Raw genomic sequence first — 16155 nt, 5'->3', positions numbered from 1 at the left:
TTGTCCAACCTGCAAACTGCTTTGTTCTCTTGCTGCTCTGCCACCCAAATATCGGGTCGACGCACGCAATAAACCATAGCAAACAGGCGAAACTATGGCATCAGCAAGTCCAAGCTGGTGTCAGGAGGCGTAAGCTTCAAGGCGGGACCCGCGACCACGGTTCAAAATCACCCCCAGCAACGGCACGTGACCTCCAATGATTTTCTCGCAGGCCTTGATCTGATCCGAGGTGGTCTGCTCACCATCCGAGACCAGCAAAACGCCATCTATCTGGTTCATAAAGGCAGTCAGATCGTCATGCGCCAGAACCGGTGGAAGATCATACAGGACAACATCCGGCTGCGTGTCCTCGATCATCGCGTCCAACGCTTCGCTGCAGGCTTGCGATTGCAACAATTCCGACGCGTTTGAGCTTGCCTCATCGGCCAGTCCAACGGCCAACGTATCGCTGCAACGCACTAGATGGTCCTTCATTGCAATCTGCCCGTCCAGGAAATCTTGTTGCCGCCCTGGGGCAGCGATGTCCAACGTGGATTTTACGCCTGGGTCGCGCATGTTCATGTCCATCAACACAGTGCGACTGTCCGGCACGCGTGCCAAACTCAGCGCCAAGTTGACCGCAGTAAAAGTCGCACCACATCCCGATGTCGGCGCAACGATCGCCACACGCCGCCACCCCTCGTGCTTGAGGGTCTGCAACAAGCGGGTGCGCAGAATGTCAAAAGCTCGGGCCGTGGGTGTTTCACGGAAAAAGTTCACCAATGGCGCCCGCGACCGAATATGATCGCGCATACCAAAAGAAACAATCTGCAACTGTTCCCAAGTGTTTGGAAGAACGGCAGGAAGGGTTTCAACCCGCACCTCTTCGGTCAGGATATGGGGCGCGACAGGCTGTTGGCGTTGCGCAAAAACGGGTTCGTCGCGCAGGGCAGCCTTGCGGCGGAATGGCCGATAGGTATCCTCTGCCCCGCCGGACGTATCGTCCAAAGGGGATGGGTTCCGGCCGCTTTCAACTTCCGACATCATCTTGTTATCATAGTAACTCATGTCGCTGCTCCCAAACCACTTTTTCCCGAACATTCGATTTCACGCGCAAGCGGCGGTCAGTAACCGGTTCGCCTTGCCACAACACCGATCGTCTTGAACAGCAAAACCACATCCTGCCAGAAGCTCACCGAGCGGGCATAGGTTGCATCCACGCGAGAGCGGAAGCTGAAGACTTCCTCGTTACGGGCCGACACCTGCCACAACCCGGTAATGCCCGGACGCAACGAAAAGTATGAGCCACTGGGACCATATAGCGGCAGCTGCTCTGGCAACATCGGACGGGGGCCGACCAAGCTCATGTCTCCGATAAACACGTTCCAAAGCTGCGGCAGTTCATCCAGAGATGTCTTCCGCAGAAACCCGCCAACGCGCGTGATCCGAGGGTCATTTTTCAGCTTTTGGGTGGTTTCCCACTCGTGCCGCAATTCCGGATCAGTTTGCATCAAACGCTCGAACTGCGCGTCCGCATCCATCACCATGGTCCGCAGTTTCAGAATCTGAAAGGTGCGTCCCCCACGCCCCAAGCGAGACTGCCTATAGAACGGATTGCCGCCTTCCATCATGAGCGCGATGGCGCAAATTCCAATGACCAGCATCCAAATTGGCGCTGTCAGGACAATCAGGCTGATGTCGAGAACACGTTTGCCAAATTGGGCATAGGTCGATTGCCCCAAGCCTTCGACAAATGCGCCCATACCCGCGTTCACATTTGCAGGAATCGCAGCAACAGTCACAACAGACCCGGATCGCCCCCCCGGCGTCACCGTTATCCGCCTAGACGCTTCCAAGGCCGCTTCTTGGACATAATCCTTCATCGTTTCCCCCATGTATGCGTCAAAAAAAACGCTGGCTACACCACCAACGACCGACGCCGTAACTACACTCTCACTCTGGCCCGAAACGTAGCAGCTGCTCCGAGCGGGTTATTGTTTCATATAAGCCGCGCCCGCACCCATCGCGACTGTCTTCACGACCAGAACACGGCCAATTTATGCCTTTGTTCTGCCACGATTGAAGGTATCACCCGCCGATTCAATTTTCAGAAAATCCGCGTAAACAGATTGTTTCCACCTCTAACACAACGAAAAAGCGGGATTTCTTCATTTTGCCGGGAACCAGTCCCCCCAAAACCACCCCGATTGTTCACGGAGCAGCAATAGTTCCAAGGCCAGAATCAAATTGCCCTGCCTTCCAACCCCAAGAAAGGGGAATTCCACCAAATGTGGCGCAAACATGGCGCATGCCTTGTTTCTGACCGCCGCGCCTCGGCGTCCTGCCAAAGGCGCAACACCTCATCAACCTGACCGATTAGGCCGTCCGATATTGTCCCGGCGTATTCCCGGTCCATCGCTTGAACGCATCGTTAAAGCTGCTGAGGCCTGAGTACCCGAGCAGGAAAGAGATCTCGGCCAGCGACAGATCGCTATCCTTGAGGTAATTAATCGCCAACGCCGTGCGAAGATCCTCGAGCGTTTTGAAGAACGTGGTGTTTTGCTCGGCGAGGCGCCGCGACAAGGTGCGCGCGCTCATCCCCAAAGTGCGGGCCACCGTTTCCTGTCCAACCTCTCCGGATGACAACCGATCCGCGATAGCGCGTTCCACCTCGACCACAATGGGCGGCAGGTTCCGTGATTTGTCTTTCAGTACGCGGTCACACAAATCGACCAAAACCTTGTAAAGCTCATTGTCGGCCGTCATCAGCGGCAAATCCAGGTCGGTCTGTTTGAAGTGGTATTCGTTGGCGTTTTCGCCAAATTTGACCGGGCATCCAAAAAACCGTTCGAACACGTCTACATTCGATTTGCGTGCGTGGTGAAAGGTTACAAGTTCCGGGCAGAAATCGCGGTTGGTAGCTTGCCGCATGGCGAACAACAGGCCCGACGCTCCGAACTCCACATAATGACGCCGCTTCACGTGGGTCGGCACAGCAAAGTACCAGCGCAACACGCCATCACTGTCCAACCTATCGATGTCGATCTCCACCGCGTCACTGAACACCCGGCGATATCGGGTCACGTTGCGGATGAAATCCTTTACCGTGGGCGAGGACATGCCCACGTAACAAATCAGCCCTGTCCGACGCATTTCACGTTTGGCGCCACGTACGAAGCCCAGAACATCATCGCCGGTCAACTCACTGGCATGCTCAAAAAAACCCGCGATCTGATCGAAAGGCAAAAAGGGCTTTTCCTGATCCAGCATTTCCGGCGCAATACCGGTTCCGTTGAACACCTGCCGTTCACTGAAGCCTTGGGCCAGCAAGTCCCGCGCCAAGGTTTGCACAAAGACCGCACCATGCATGGGGGTTGGCTGTACCATGTCAGGCTCCCCCCTTTGCCCGCATGAATTCACGCCAAACTGACTGCAACAATTCTGCCTAGACCCTTGTTGTTTCAACCGAGTTTCTAAGAACATAGCACCTGCTGACCAAAAATCCCCAGCAAAATGACCGGCTCGCCGAATGAATTGTCCAATATCCTTAAGCGCAGCTCGTACCCAATGCTCAAATGTCCCATGACATTAGAATGCAGGCCAACATCCAGCGCCCAAAACAGGGCTGCCTGGGTGTTGCCGGCACAATCGGGATTTTTGGAGGGTCTGAATGAGCCGCCTGACTGAAATGGAAGCATTTGCCACCGTCGTCGAAGAAGGGGGCTTTACCGATGCGGCGCGCAAGATGGGGATTTCCAAGTCTGCGGTGTCAAAACACATCTCAGCGCTCGAATCCCGTCTTGGAGCTCGTTTGCTCAGCCGCACGACACGCCGCGTCAACCCGACCGAGATCGGCTTGGCCTATTACGACCGTGCCAGCCGCATCCTGAATGATGCGGGCGAAGCCGACGCGCTGGTTGTGGCATTGCACGCCCAACCGTCAGGCCTGTTGCAAGTCTCCGCCGCCAGCGATTTTGGCATTCACGAACTGTCCCCTCTGCTCAGCGACTTTCTTGCAGAATATCCGGACATCACCGTGAACCTTGAGCTTAGTGATCAGACCATGGACCTGATCGCTGAAGGGTTCGACCTTGCCATTAGAGTTGGCGAGTTGCGGGACAGCAGCCTGCGCGCACGGAAATTGCTGGAATTTCCAATGCGCCTTGTCGCCAGCCCTGAATACTTGAGCCTTCACGGCACACCCGAGAAGCCTGTGGACCTTGAGGCCCACAAGCTCCTTAGTGCATCGACCCGACCGGGTGCCAACATCTGGCGGCTGACAGATACCACCGGTGCCGTGCGCCAAGTCGCTGCGACTGGTGGGCTGAGTGTCAATGACGGGCAATCGCTTCTCAACGCCGCGGTCGCAGGTCTTGGGATCGCCTATCTCCCTGAATTCCTGTTTCGCGAAGCGGTCGAATTCGACTTGTTGCGGGACGCCATGCCCTCGCTCCCGGAGCAGATGCAGCCAGTTTACGCAGTCTATCCTCCAGGCCGCTTCACGCAGCCGAAAGTACGCGCTTTCATCGATTTTCTGGTGCATCAACTGAGCCAGCCCCCCAAGAACAAGCTTTGACACAACCAAGGCACCGGGGCTTAGTGTCAGGACCCTAATGCTTGGGCACCTTACTTTCATTCAGGAGATCAAACGAATGCCAGTTTCCCTGCAAGTCATTTATCCCGTCGCAGAGGGATCGACCTTTGATCACGACTATTATGCGAACACTCACATGCCGCTGGTCGCGGAACATATGGGCGCGCATATCCAATCGACTTTGGTGACAAAGGGTCTTGCCGGCGGACCGGATGTTCCCGCAGGATATCACGCGGTCGCCACAATCGTCTTTGCCGACAATGATGCGCTTGGGGCTGCGATGGGGTCGGCGGGGCCCGTGATTGCGGATGTGCCCAACTTTACCAATGTTCAGCCAAACATGCTGATTGGCGAAGTGATCGGTTAAGGGCGGATGTCTCTTTTGTGAAGCTGTTCCAGCAGCTGCCGCGTGCCCGCGGCGGCGCGATCATTTTGCCCATCTTCGACAAAGGACAGAACCCGCGCCAAAGCCTCTTTGTGGCTCATCCCATCCAGATGTCCCCCCGGTTCTTGCAGGTTTCGGGGCCGGATCGACAGGTACAGTGCCTGCACGTCCTTGGCTCCATACCCGTATTTGTAGCTTTCGTTGCCATGGCAAAAATCATAAACGCGATAGCCATTTTCGATGGCCCAACGAATGCTTTGTGAGTGTAACAACGCCCCGATGTGGTGACCTTTGGCGCGCTCGTCTCGTCCGGCAACAATGAAATGCACACGCTTGTGGAGCGGGTCCAGGACATGGCCCAAGGCCCCCAACGTCCGGTCACCATCGCGCAAGACAGATAGATAGAGCAGCCCCAGGGTCTGCGCAGCCATCAGGACATGTCGATAGTTGGCGGCGACCTGACGCGCTGTTTCCGCGCCTTTGACAGGGGACCACTTGGCCCACCATAGCGCAAGCAAAGCGTCGATGTCGCGCACGTGATCCGTGGTCGCGGCAAACGTCAACGCTCCGCCATCCAAGAATTTTCGTTCAAATCGCTTGATCTTTTGCCTTGAATTCCGGCTGAGGCAGTCACTCAGATATTGGTCATAGCTGTTTGGCAGCGCGACCTGTGGGCACAGCAAGTTGTCTGTTTCACCACGGTTGATGCGATAGGGTTTGTATCGGAAACGGAAAGCATCTTGCGAAAATGAGCTAGCGAAGTAGTCCGCTCGACGCCTGGACAGGACATATCGCAAAGATAGCTTGACCCAAGGGATACCTTGAAGGTGCTCACCAATCGCCTTTATCGCGGCCTCTTCATACGCAGGATGACACAGAAACCCGGTGTATTCGCTCCACAAAAGACGCCCGCCCGCCTCGATCTCGGTCTGGAACTCGGTTCGGGTCTTGCTCCAATGAACGCGGTACTTCAGCGGCAGAACCGCCACCAGATCCTGGCCCATCCAGGCGGTGATCACCCGCCAACGACCCGTCGTGCGTTCAAAGGCCTGGCTCAACCAGACCCAGGACAAAAACACTGTTCCCTCGGTGTCCTTCTGCTCCAGTGCTTCCCAGTCAGAGCGCAAGGCACGAAAGTCGTCCAGCCTGTCGACAGTTTCGATTCGCAAACCCGCGACAGTGCCTTGGTCGGAAATTGCGCGATGAACCGTCATCACGCGCTTTTCAGCGAGCGGCCTTCCTTGAGGATTTCAAGAAAGCTGTCCCGCGCACCTTCGAAATTGCGGGTCAAGGGTGCGGTCACTTTGGCCTGAGCCGAGAAATACGCGCCGACCTGACAGATCTGAGCCGCAAACTCTGGATGCACCCCCGCGTCATCATATTTGCGCACGCGCTGTTTGGACAGCCAGCCGCGCTTTTTGGCCTCTTTCACGATCAGCTTGAACCGTTGCACACAATGGAAGGTCAGATAGATCGACAGGTATTCCAGATAGGCCGCGATGTCGTGACCACAGTCCGGATCAAAGCAGTCGATCATCACATCCACCATCTGATCCGGTGCAATCGGCCACGCCTCGTCTCCGATCAGCCAGGCAAAATCTTCAGCGCCGTGACGCAGACCTGCGTATTCAAAATCGAACCAGCGCAATTTGCCGTCCTTGCCGATAGCGGCGTTGCCCGACCGGCAATCCCATTTGACGAACTGACGCCCGGGATGGGCCACTGCTTCGCGCGCGGCCGCACCGTCGAAGCTGTCTGAAATGCCTATCGAATAGGGCTGCAGCGCGTCAATCGCCCCCACCACATTGTCGATCCAGTTCTTGTTGGTGCCCAGATGCGGCATCATCTCGTGCAGGTCGGATTTACGCGCGGCACTTTGGTAGCGAAAGATCGACGACACCGCCTGTGCGGCCAAATCCAGTTGCCCGGCGCTGTCGTGGCGCATGATCTCCTGGTTCAGACGACGACGGCCAACATCGCTTTGAAACATGATCTCGCCCACAACGCCCAATACCTCGGGTGTGTCGTCGCAATAGGTGCGCAACTCTTCCAGAACATGAGCTTCCAGATGGGTACGGCGGAAATTCGGACGAAAAGTTGCGATCACGTCCATATCGTCAAAGTGCAGGCGAAAACTTGATCGCCCTTCGCCACCGGGCGCCGTCACCTTTAGAACCGCGCGGCCAAAGTGATCTTCGGCAGTCTCCACAATACGCTTCATTCGATCGTCGTTGTCGTTCTTGGCCACAATAACACCTCACGTTTTTACTCCAGTCACGCGCGAAACGGCATCTGGATTGCTCGAATGGCCAACTGGATACTTTGGGACTTTGGCGATTCTGAGGAAGCAATAAGTCAACTCCGCATAGCACATCGTAGCGATTCGCCGGTGACGTTGACCCGGCGTGACCCGCGATTGGCGGCCTTGAGCAATCAATTGACCGAACGGCGCAGTCATTGTTTCCCAACTCCAATTAATACAAAGGCAGATTTGTCAGAAAGTTGACACAAAATTGCCGGATTTGACGCCGGGCCATACCCTGAGCGGCATTCGGTGAAATCAAGCTGCCTGACGCGATGGGGGGGCCAATTGCGGGTCAGGTGGCTGGGAAAATGCACACGTCCATAGGGGGAGTGATACGCATGGGTTACAGTTATTGGAATTGGTACGGGTACGGCGGCAGCAAGTCGTATCACAACGGAGGCGTCGAGGGCGACAGCTTCTCCGATTGGTATGATGCCTACCTCTATGACAAGTACGGATGGGGTTACGGTGACACCAAGGGGTCCGGTTCGGGCGGCACCAAGGGCTCCGGCTCCGGCGGCACCAAGGGCTCCGGCTCCGGCGGAACCAAAGGGTCCGGTTCGGGTGGAACCAAGGGCTCCGGCTCGGGTGGCACCAAGGGGTCCGGCTCGGGTGGCACCAAGGGGTCTGGCTCGGGTGGAACCAAGGGCTCCGGCTCGGGCGGCACCAAGGGCTCCGGCTCGGGTGGAACCAAGGGGTCCGGCTCGGGCGGCACCAAGGGCTCCGGCTCGGGTGGAACCAAGGGGTCCGGCTCGGGCGGCACCAAGGGCTCCGGCTCGGGCGGCACCAAGGGCTCCGGCTCGGGTGGAACCAAGGGCTCCGGCTCCGGCGGCACCAAGGGTTCCGGCTCGGGCGGCACCAAAGGGTCCGGCTCGGGCGGCACCAAAGGGTCCGGTTCGGGTGGAACCAAGGGCTCCGGCACCAAGGGTACAGATCCAGTCGAACCAGATAAAACCAAGGTTACATTCGAAGTCGGCGAAGACCCTCAGGTGACAGTCGAAATCTCAGCGCTCGATAGTGGTGAATTGTTCATCCGCCTGTCAGCGACCGAATTTGATGGCACCGAAGGCGACATCGACGGCTTCTTCTTCAACATGAGCGATGACAGCGAAGTCTCTGCTCTGAACTTCTTCCCATCTGATGGGGAACGCGGCGTGACCGGGCATCAAGCCAGCGCCAATGGCGTGACCGGCCTGGCCAATGGGTTCACTGTAAGCACCGCTTTTGATGCGGCGTTTGAATTTGGTGACACCGACGAAGATCCCGGCGAGCAGGAGTTCGGCGAAGAGACCTATGACATCAACTTCACACTCTGGTCCAACAATGGCCCGCTGACGTTGGATGACATTGATTTGGACAGCATTGCAGTCGCAATCGATACCAACTCAGCCGATGCACAGCTGCTTACTACGTCAGATGCTGTAAACTCGGGTGCGAGCACGTCAGACGCCTATCACAATGGCGGCGTCGAGGGTGACGGCCTGGAAGATTGGTACGACAAGACACTGAGTGACAAGTATTCGGATACCAAAGGTTCCGGTTCGGGTGGCACCAAAGGGTCCGGTTCGGGTGGAACCAAGGGCTCCGGTTCGGGCGGCACCAAAGGGTCCGGCTCGGGCGGCACCAAGGGCTCCGGCTCCGGCGGCACCAAGGGCTCCGGCTCGGGCGGCACCAAAGGGTCCGGCTCGGGTGGAACCAAGGGCTCCGGTTCGGGCGGCACCAAAGGGTCCGGCTCCGGCGGCACCAAAGGGTCCGGCTCCGGCGGCACCAAGGGCTCCGGCTCCGGCGGCACCAAAGGGTCCGGCTCCGGCGGCACCAAAGGGTCCGGCTCGAGCGGCACCAAAGGGTCCGGCTCGGGTGGAACCAAGGGCTCCGGCTCCGGCGGAACCAAAGGGTCCGGTTCGGGTGGAACCAAGGGGTCCGATTATGACTTGCCGAAGTACAAGGATGAATACGAAGACGACGGGTACGCCTATGACGACACCGTAGTTTACGCGTCCGGTGGCACTTCGGGTGGAGCCAAGTCAAACGACTTCATGGCCCTCATGAACAAGGGCACCGAAGATATCGACGACACCCATTCCGACGACAAATGGGATGACGAAGAACTCGACGACATGGTGTAACCCACACCCTGAAAAACCGAAAAGGACCGGCCAATGCCGGTCCTTTTCTATTTGCGGATGCCCAGTTTGGCGCCGATCTGTGGCTCGGGTGGCAAGCCTCGGTGATCTTCAAGCATCTGCGCCAACCGCTTTTGAGCCCACTCCGGATAGTCGGCCGAGCGTCCCGTTTCTTGGCTGACGTTGATGATCATTCCCTCTTGCGTGGCGCACAGGACATCGTCCTTTTCCGCAAACATCTGTGCGAAATAGTGCAGCCGCTTATGATCGTGATTGATCAGACGAAAGTGGAAATAGAATTTGTCGTCTTCCAATAGCTCACGCAGGAAGTGAATGTGGGATTGGATCATATAGGGACCTGCTCCGGCGGTTTGGACATAGTCTTCGCCGATCCCCAGATAGTCGCCGACCATCTCTTCCAATGCCTGATCGAACGCCACGCCGTAGTAGCCCACGTTCATGTGTTTGTTGTAGTCGATCCAATCCGGTTTGACAGACATGCCCCGGACAACGATCGGCGCGGGGTATGGGCCATCTTGGCCACTGACAGCAGAGTTGTTCATGAACTTGCCCCTTTGTTCGCAATCTAACGATCAACTTGACCTGAAAGCCGACAGCGAACAAACAGGTCCTGACGTCACACCCGCGTTGCCTCACCCGTATTCAGCCCGCACAAGATCCAAGACCGCGTATCCGCAGGGTCGATCACCGCGTCGATTTCATTGTACGAGGCCACGTTGATCGCGCCCCCCTCGGCGTAGGCACGTGCCACCAACTTGTCGAACAGGACCTCGCGCGCAGCGGCATCTGGTTGGGCTTCCAATTCCTTGCGGTAACCCAGGCGAACTCCCCCTTCGAGCCCCATGGCGCCGAACTCTCCGGTGGGCCACGATATGGTGAACACTGGGTTGGCAAAACTGCCACCCGCCATGGCCTGGGCCCCAATACCGTACCCCTTGCGCAGAGCGACAAAGAAGAGCGGCACGTCGAGGTCCGCCCCGGCGCTGATGAAATCGCAGGCTGCGGCCACGCCACCTTGGCGCTCGCTGTCAGGACCGACCATGAAGCCCGGCGTATCGCACAAGGAAAGGACCGGCAGACCAAAGCGGTTGCACAGCCGCATGAACCGCGCGCCCTTGGTCGACGCAGGTGCATCCAATGCGCCGCCCAGGTGGTGCGGATTGTTGAGCATGACACCCATCGGGCGCCCTTCGACCCTGACAAACCCGGTAATCAATCCAACCCCGAACTGTGCGCCCAGTTCCAGAAAACTACCTGCGTCGGCCAGCGCGTGAACAACCTTGCGCGGATCATAAATACGCTTCCGGTTCTCGGGTACCAGATGGCGCAGCAACCGCTCGTCCGCGACAGTCCAGTCGCTGGTCGCGCCCTGAAAATACGACAACACCTGGCGCGCCGCGTCCACGGCCTGCGTATCGTCCTCGGTCAGAATGTCGACCAGCCCAATTTCGGCCTGCATCGGCGCCGGGCCGACTTTGCGCGGATCAAAGCGCCCTAAACCTCCGGCCTCGATCATGGCCGGGCCACCCAAGCCGATCCAACTGTTGCGCGCAGAGATACGGATATCCCCTGCCCCAAAAAGCGCGGCGTTGCCCGCAAAGCAAAAGCCCGAGTTCACAGTGATCTTTGGCCCCCAGCCGCGCAAGCCGGCAAAGGCAGAGAAGGTTTTGACATCCAGGGCGCAATGCATGGTACCTGCAAAATCATCGTCATTGGGCCGCCCACCCCCGCCTTCGGTCAAAAAGATACTGGCCAGACCCAGTTCCGATGCTTTTTCCAGCAGTCGGTCGGTTTTGCGATGACCGAACACACCCTGGGTTCCCGCCATCACCGTCGAATCGTACGCAAGTATGGCAACCTGCCCTTTGGCGTCCTCAAACTGCCCTGCATTTACCGTGCCCAAGCCCGTCACGATCCCATCGGCAGGCGAGGATTTGATCAGCGCGTCAACACCTAGCTTTTTGCGTTGTGCCGCGATGACCAATTGCCCGTATTCATGAAACTCTCCGCCCTCGCACAGGCGCGCCACATTCTCGCGGGTGGTGGCCTGACCCCGGGTGCGCCGTCGTTCCACGGCCTTTGGCCGAGCCGCGTCCAGCGTCAGTTCCAACCGGTCGTTCAGCCTGGTCAAATCACTGCGAGGGTTGTTTGGATCAAAGTCATCTGCAATTTCCTGCAGCTTTTGCTCGTCCCCGTCAGGCCGCAAAGCACAAAGCACCGCGTCAACACGGATAGTTTCACCTTTTGCAGCAGATATCACTTTGACCTGGCCAGACTGGGGGGCCGTAACCGCGTGCTGCATTTTCATCGCTTCGATGATGAACAACTCTTGCCCGGCTTGCACGATGTCCCCCGAAGAGACCAGCACATCGCTGACAATGGCTTGGATCGGAGCAGTCACGCCGATACAGCCGTCCGGTATGTGGCTCTCTGGCTGCAGCACCTCCGGCGCAATCTGCTCTGCCTCAAAAACGCGGCCTTTCCGGTTATCTTCCCCAGAAAACCCGTCGAGAAATTGGGTCGACACATTCCATTCCAGCACCTCGGGCGTCGCCAAGATTCCGCGCAGATGGGTAAGGTTGGTATCAATCCCCCGGATGTCCGCCTCTGACAGCGCTCGGTCCGCGCGTCGCAGCAAACCACCTAAATCGTCCTTGCGATGGTGCAGAATAAGTTTGGCCAGCATTGGATCGAAACCGGGATTGACGGCGTAACCTGTGTAGCCATGCGTCTCGACCCGAACACCACGCCCACAGGGCATCTGAAACCGCTCGAGAACCCCGCTAACCGGTGTCGAGGTGCCGTCTGGTTGAAAGTTCTCGGTGTTTACGCGCAGTTCAACGGCCATGCCCAACGGCGCGGCAGGGTTCAGGATTTCCGGATCAATCTGCTCCAAGGTCTCTCCAACGGCCAGCCGCAGCTGCAGCTCGACCAGGTCATAGCCGGTGATGGCTTCGGTTATCGTGTGTTCGACCTGGATTCGGGGGTTGGTTTCAATGAACCGAAACACGCCCGCCTGAACATCAACCATAAACTCCATCGTGGCCAAACCACGCAAATTGGACGCGCGGGCAAGGGTCAACGACGCTTGGATCATCTGCGCGCGCAGCTCATCCGTCAGCCCCGGAGCAGGCGCAAATTCGATCACTTTCTGATTGCGGCGTTGCAGGGTGCAATCCCGGTCCCACAAGTGAGTCACAGCTTGCCCGTCGCCCAAAACCTGCACCTCTATGTGGCGTTGGTTGATCAAATACTCCTCGGCATAGATCTCGGCCACACCGGATCCGGACTCGGCCTCGATGCGCGCCTGCTCGAAGCGTGCCCGGAGCTGCTGAGAGGTTTCAACCCGCCGCATTCCACGTCCGCCCCCACCTTGCACGGCCTTGAGCATAATCGGCCCCTGGATCTGATCGAGAAAGGCCTGGGCGTCCTGGACGGTGTCGAACGGCCCGTCCCCCAGCGGCACTGGCAGGTTCAAGGATTGTGCCATCTCGCGAGCCTGCAATTTGTCGCCCAGCCTTTCCATCGTCGCAGCGTCCGGCCCTACAAAGATCAAACCCGCCTCGTGACAGGCGCGAACAAAATCCGCCCTTTCGCTTAGCAGGCCATACCCTGGGTGCACCGCATCGCAATTCGTCTCAGCTGCAATCCGGATCAAAGCGTCGACGTCCATGTAGCCGGCAGCACCTGCACCTGGCAGTACTCGCACCTGATCGCCATGTTTGACGTGCAAACAACGTGCGTCATCCGGGGTATGGACAGCGACAACAGACACCCCCATCTCGGCCGCGGTTCGCGCGATGCGGATGGCAATCTCACCCCGGTTGGCGATCAGCAATTTCTTGAACATCGGGGCTCCCCTTCATTTTGCCTTCCATCAAAGGGCGGGCGCGATGGCAAATCCACCCAATCGTTGATGGTTGACGCAGGGTCGTAACCCAGTACGGCTCAAGTTCCGAAGCGGCTGAACAGCTTTTCCAATCCATCATCAATATGCTGCTTCATGCCGCGCTCTAGCAGAAAATCTCGAAGCTCGGCATTGAACCCACCCGGCGTATCAAGCGCCGCGAGCAGATCATCCAACGCGCCCTCGTGCTCAAGTGGAGCGGCCAGAAGCCCGCCGCCAACCAGCAGACGCAGAAACCTTTCGGCCTCGCCTGCCTCGCCCGTCTTCGCGGTCAGCCAGTCGCGCGCCAAAGTCAACTGCTTCACAGCCGGTGACAAAATGGCCTGCGCTGCCAGAAAAGCCTCGAGATCGCTCGGGGTTTGCACCGAGATCACGTGATTTCGCCCCCCAAACAATGCGTGCATCAACCGGCCAGCAGGACAACACAGAACAGGGGACCCGCCCTTTGCTATGGCCGGAAACGGAATGGCAATGCCTTCAACCTGTGCGGGCGCAACCAAAGACACCAGCTCTGACTTGGGGACTTCGGCCATCAAAGAGACAACTGGCTGATCTTCGCGAAACCGAACTTCAGGCAACAATGATCTTGCGACGTCAGGCATCAATCCCAAGATCACGACGTCGCTGTGGTCCAATACCTGCTGGTTTGGCGCGATGGACACATTTGCAAACTCTTGCGAAAGGGCAAGCGCATTGGACTGTGAACGTTCCGAAACCAGGATTTGATGGCCATCCTCAGCGATCCCACGCACAAGTGCCGTCGCAATCGTTCCGGTTCCTAAAATCCCGATCCGCATTGATTATCCTTTTTTCAAGTGCAGTGACCACAGTTGTCAAAGCTCGCTTCTCACATCGGCCACACATTTGGCAGCAGAGCTTCTTTGAGCGGGATGGGCCCAGAGGCGCGTCCCGACACGACTGTCCAATTTCCTCAGCGTGGCTGTCAACGGCGTTGTGAGCTGTGAAACACGATGCTAAGGCTGCCTGATGACTGACGATCAAACTCCCCGTCTGCGCGGATCCGAGACAGTGTGGCTGGATGCAGCCGCGCAGCTTTTGTGCGAAGCTGGTATCGACGCGGTAAAAGTAATGCCACTGGCCAAGTTGTTGGGGCTGTCACGGACCGGGTTTTATTGGCATTTCCGGGACCGCGATGCCTTGCTGGAGGCGCTGATCCAACGCTGGGAGGCCAAGAACACAGGCAACTTGGTGGCCCGCACCGAAGCCTTTGCCGACAACATCTGCGAAGCGATGTTCAACTTATGTGATTGTTGGCTGGATGACGCATTGTTTGACTCGCGCCTGGATCTTGCAATCCGGAATTGGGCCCGCACGGACCCAGGGCTTCAGGAGCGGCTGAACCGCGCCGATGTGCAGCGCCAGGACGCAATCCAATCGATGTTCATCTATCACGGATATTCAGAAGCTGAAGCCGAAGTGCGAACCATGACGGTTCTATACACGCAGATCGGATACCTTTCGATGCGGGTGCAGGAAAGTCACTGGAAACGCCTGGCCCGCGTACCGGATTACGTCGAGGTTTTCACAGGCCAACGCCCCAACGAAAGCGATGTTGGACGTTTCATGTCGCGGCATCTGACCGAACAAGGGTGACGCAAAATATGCGCGCTCTGATGCTTAGGGTCAGGCCCCTCTAGTCGCAAGCCGTTAGAAAAAATCCGGGATCGATTGATCTGCTCGTTCAATCAACCAACGAGCAACCTTTTTCACCACAGGCCGAGCCCCTTCAACCTGACGCACGTCAAACCCATGTGTCCTGCCTTTGATATAACGCCCTGGACAGGTTTCGACCAAAGCCTCCGACCTCAGATCTTGTGACACAAAAGACCGCGCAGCCAAGGCGACACCTCCGCCGCAACGTGCCAATCGAATGGCCGCACTGAGCGAGTTGACCTGCATGACACGCCCATCCAACTGGGCCTGGACGCCTGTTGTGGCTCGCCACAAAGGCCAATTGGGACGCGGGCCTGCGATTTCAATCAATATCCCCCGCCCCCAGTCCGACTTATGGATTTCGAGGTAACTCGGAGAACAGACGGCAATCAGGGTCTCTTCAGCCAGTGGGACAAATGTGGCCGCATCCCCGGCTTCGTACGAAATCACCAGATCGTCACGCTGAGAACGCGCATAGTTGGCCTGATAATCGACCATCAGATTCAGTTCCACCTCAGGAATGTCTTTTGTCATCTGGGGGATCAAAGGACACAGCCAATGGTCCACAAACGTCGGAGAAAAGCAGGCGATCGATACTGTGTTGCGCCCATGACGCGAGAACATTCGGGTCGTCACCGAAGACAGCCCTTCGAGCGCATCACTCACATGTGGGTGATAGGCGTAGCCCTCGTCAGTCAGCACGATGTGTCGACCGCGCCGCTCGAACAGGCTGGCATTCAGATGTCGTTCCAGTTTCTGAATCTGGATCGACACTGCCCCCTGCGACAGCCCCAATTCCTCGGCCGCTTTGGTGAAATTCAGATGCCGCGCTGCAGCATCAAAGGCGGAAAGCCAGCTTAGATTGATCGTCGAATCAAGTCGCACAACATCGTCCAATTAATTTTTTGGGTGTTAAGGATAAAAATACACCAATCAGGGCAGAAAAACATCATGCTGAGATGTGAAATTTTTGTAACGATGCAAGCCGGAATTTCACAAAGCCCCCAGTTAGCGCCTTGAAAACAAGGGAAACCACAGACGTGCCATGACCGGCCCACTTCAGACCCAACAAGCACGTCATCCAACTTTTACAAAAATCTCAGACGCGCAAAGACGGCAATGATGCCTCCTCACTCGCGACCGGGCAAATGCCCGAGGGACACACAC

General features: G+C 57.4%; 13 protein-coding genes. 4 read left to right on the top strand and 9 right to left on the bottom strand.

Annotation, left to right across the window (positions count from 1 at the left end; translation table 11 throughout):
• Nucleotides 1-120: 120 nt before the first annotated feature.
• From TRL7639_RS13810 to TRL7639_RS13800, 3 genes are all read right to left on the bottom strand, one after another.
• On the bottom strand, nt 121-1047 hold the full coding sequence (locus tag TRL7639_RS13810; protein WP_133057659.1) for a CpsD/CapB family tyrosine-protein kinase: 927 nt from the start codon (nt 1045-1047) through the stop codon (nt 121-123).
• 56 nt (nt 1048-1103) lie between these two features.
• Nucleotides 1104-1862 (bottom strand): sugar transferase, encoded by a 759-nt coding sequence (locus tag TRL7639_RS13805; protein ID WP_085796457.1) that lies wholly within the window; start codon nt 1860-1862, stop codon nt 1104-1106.
• Nucleotides 1863-2355: 493 nt separating this feature from the next.
• Nucleotides 2356-3366 (bottom strand): AraC family transcriptional regulator, encoded by a 1011-nt coding sequence (locus TRL7639_RS13800; protein WP_165759818.1) that lies wholly within the window; start codon nt 3364-3366, stop codon nt 2356-2358.
• Between the two features lie 283 nt (nt 3367-3649).
• On the opposite strand from TRL7639_RS13800, the gene TRL7639_RS13795 reads away from it, so the two are divergent.
• Together TRL7639_RS13795 and TRL7639_RS13790 are read left to right on the top strand one after the other, a co-directional pair.
• The gene (locus TRL7639_RS13795) at nt 3650-4555 is read left to right on the top strand and encodes a LysR family transcriptional regulator (RefSeq protein WP_085796455.1); all 906 of its coding nucleotides are present in this window, start codon (nt 3650-3652) and stop codon (nt 4553-4555) included.
• A gap of 76 nt (nt 4556-4631) precedes the next feature.
• Nucleotides 4632-4940, top strand: coding sequence for an EthD family reductase (locus TRL7639_RS13790; protein ID WP_085796899.1), 309 nt, complete (start codon nt 4632-4634; stop codon nt 4938-4940).
• Here the strand turns inward: TRL7639_RS13790 and TRL7639_RS13785 are convergent.
• On the bottom strand, nt 4937-6172 hold the full coding sequence (locus TRL7639_RS13785; protein ID WP_085796454.1) for a GNAT family N-acetyltransferase: 1236 nt from the start codon (nt 6170-6172) through the stop codon (nt 4937-4939). The genes TRL7639_RS13790 and TRL7639_RS13785 overlap by 4 nt on opposite strands.
• The gene (locus tag TRL7639_RS13780) at nt 6172-7179 is read right to left on the bottom strand and encodes a hypothetical protein (protein ID WP_085796898.1); all 1008 of its coding nucleotides are present in this window, start codon (nt 7177-7179) and stop codon (nt 6172-6174) included. The genes TRL7639_RS13785 and TRL7639_RS13780 overlap by 1 nt, the downstream gene beginning before the upstream one ends.
• Before the next feature lie 422 nt (nt 7180-7601).
• Here TRL7639_RS13780 and TRL7639_RS23500 point away from each other — a divergent pair, with 422 nt between their 5' ends.
• Nucleotides 7602-9389, top strand: coding sequence for a hypothetical protein (locus TRL7639_RS23500; protein WP_085796453.1), 1788 nt, complete (start codon nt 7602-7604; stop codon nt 9387-9389).
• Between the two features lie 47 nt (nt 9390-9436).
• On the opposite strand, the gene TRL7639_RS13770 is transcribed toward TRL7639_RS23500, so the two are convergent.
• The 3 genes from TRL7639_RS13770 to TRL7639_RS13760 all read right to left on the bottom strand — a co-directional run bounded on the left by TRL7639_RS13770 (nt 9437) and on the right by TRL7639_RS13760 (nt 14111).
• The gene (locus TRL7639_RS13770; protein ID WP_085796452.1) at nt 9437-9949 is read right to left on the bottom strand and encodes a thioesterase family protein; all 513 of its coding nucleotides are present in this window, start codon (nt 9947-9949) and stop codon (nt 9437-9439) included.
• 74 nt (nt 9950-10023) lie between these two features.
• On the bottom strand, nt 10024-13257 hold the full coding sequence (locus tag TRL7639_RS13765) for an acetyl-CoA carboxylase family protein (protein WP_085796451.1): 3234 nt from the start codon (nt 13255-13257) through the stop codon (nt 10024-10026).
• A gap of 98 nt (nt 13258-13355) precedes the next feature.
• Entirely contained in the window at nt 13356-14111 is a 756-nt protein-coding gene (locus tag TRL7639_RS13760; RefSeq protein WP_085796450.1) for an NAD(P)-binding domain-containing protein, read from the bottom strand.
• Between the two features lie 190 nt (nt 14112-14301).
• Between TRL7639_RS13760 and TRL7639_RS13755 the strand changes: the two genes are divergently transcribed.
• Nucleotides 14302-14928: a TetR/AcrR family transcriptional regulator gene (locus tag TRL7639_RS13755; RefSeq protein ID WP_085796449.1), complete on the top strand. Its 627-nt coding sequence runs from the start codon at nt 14302-14304 to the stop codon at nt 14926-14928.
• Nucleotides 14929-14982: 54 nt separating this feature from the next.
• Here TRL7639_RS13755 and TRL7639_RS13750 read toward each other — a convergent pair whose 3' ends face one another.
• Complete coding sequence (locus tag TRL7639_RS13750) at nt 14983-15873, bottom strand: LysR family transcriptional regulator (RefSeq protein WP_165759817.1); 891 nt, start codon at nt 15871-15873, stop codon at nt 14983-14985.
• Nucleotides 15874-16155: the final 282 nt, after the last annotated feature.

Source organism: Falsiruegeria litorea R37 (assembly GCF_900172225.1).
Classification (GTDB): Bacteria; Pseudomonadota; Alphaproteobacteria; order Rhodobacterales; family Rhodobacteraceae; genus Falsiruegeria; species Falsiruegeria litorea.
This window is presented reverse-complemented; position numbering and strand designations above follow the sequence as displayed.

Coding starts and splice junctions, on each gene's coding strand:
- TRL7639_RS13810 (WP_133057659.1), bottom strand. CDS start 1,047: ATGAGTTACTATGATAACAAGATGATGTCGGAAGTTGAAAGCGGCCGG.
- TRL7639_RS13805 (WP_085796457.1), bottom strand. CDS start 1,862: ATGAAGGATTATGTCCAAGAAGCGGCCTTGGAAGCGTCTAGGCGGATA.
- TRL7639_RS13800 (WP_165759818.1), bottom strand. CDS start 3,366: ATGGTACAGCCAACCCCCATGCATGGTGCGGTCTTTGTGCAAACCTTG.
- TRL7639_RS13795 (WP_085796455.1), top strand. CDS start 3,650: ATGAGCCGCCTGACTGAAATGGAAGCATTTGCCACCGTCGTCGAAGAA.
- TRL7639_RS13790 (WP_085796899.1), top strand. CDS start 4,632: ATGCCAGTTTCCCTGCAAGTCATTTATCCCGTCGCAGAGGGATCGACC.
- TRL7639_RS13785 (WP_085796454.1), bottom strand. CDS start 6,172: ATGACGGTTCATCGCGCAATTTCCGACCAAGGCACTGTCGCGGGTTTG.
- TRL7639_RS13780 (WP_085796898.1), bottom strand. CDS start 7,179: ATGAAGCGTATTGTGGAGACTGCCGAAGATCACTTTGGCCGCGCGGTT.
- TRL7639_RS23500 (WP_085796453.1), top strand. CDS start 7,602: ATGGGTTACAGTTATTGGAATTGGTACGGGTACGGCGGCAGCAAGTCG.
- TRL7639_RS13770 (WP_085796452.1), bottom strand. CDS start 9,949: ATGAACAACTCTGCTGTCAGTGGCCAAGATGGCCCATACCCCGCGCCG.
- TRL7639_RS13765 (WP_085796451.1), bottom strand. CDS start 13,257: ATGTTCAAGAAATTGCTGATCGCCAACCGGGGTGAGATTGCCATCCGC.
- TRL7639_RS13760 (WP_085796450.1), bottom strand. CDS start 14,111: ATGCGGATCGGGATTTTAGGAACCGGAACGATTGCGACGGCACTTGTG.
- TRL7639_RS13755 (WP_085796449.1), top strand. CDS start 14,302: ATGACTGACGATCAAACTCCCCGTCTGCGCGGATCCGAGACAGTGTGG.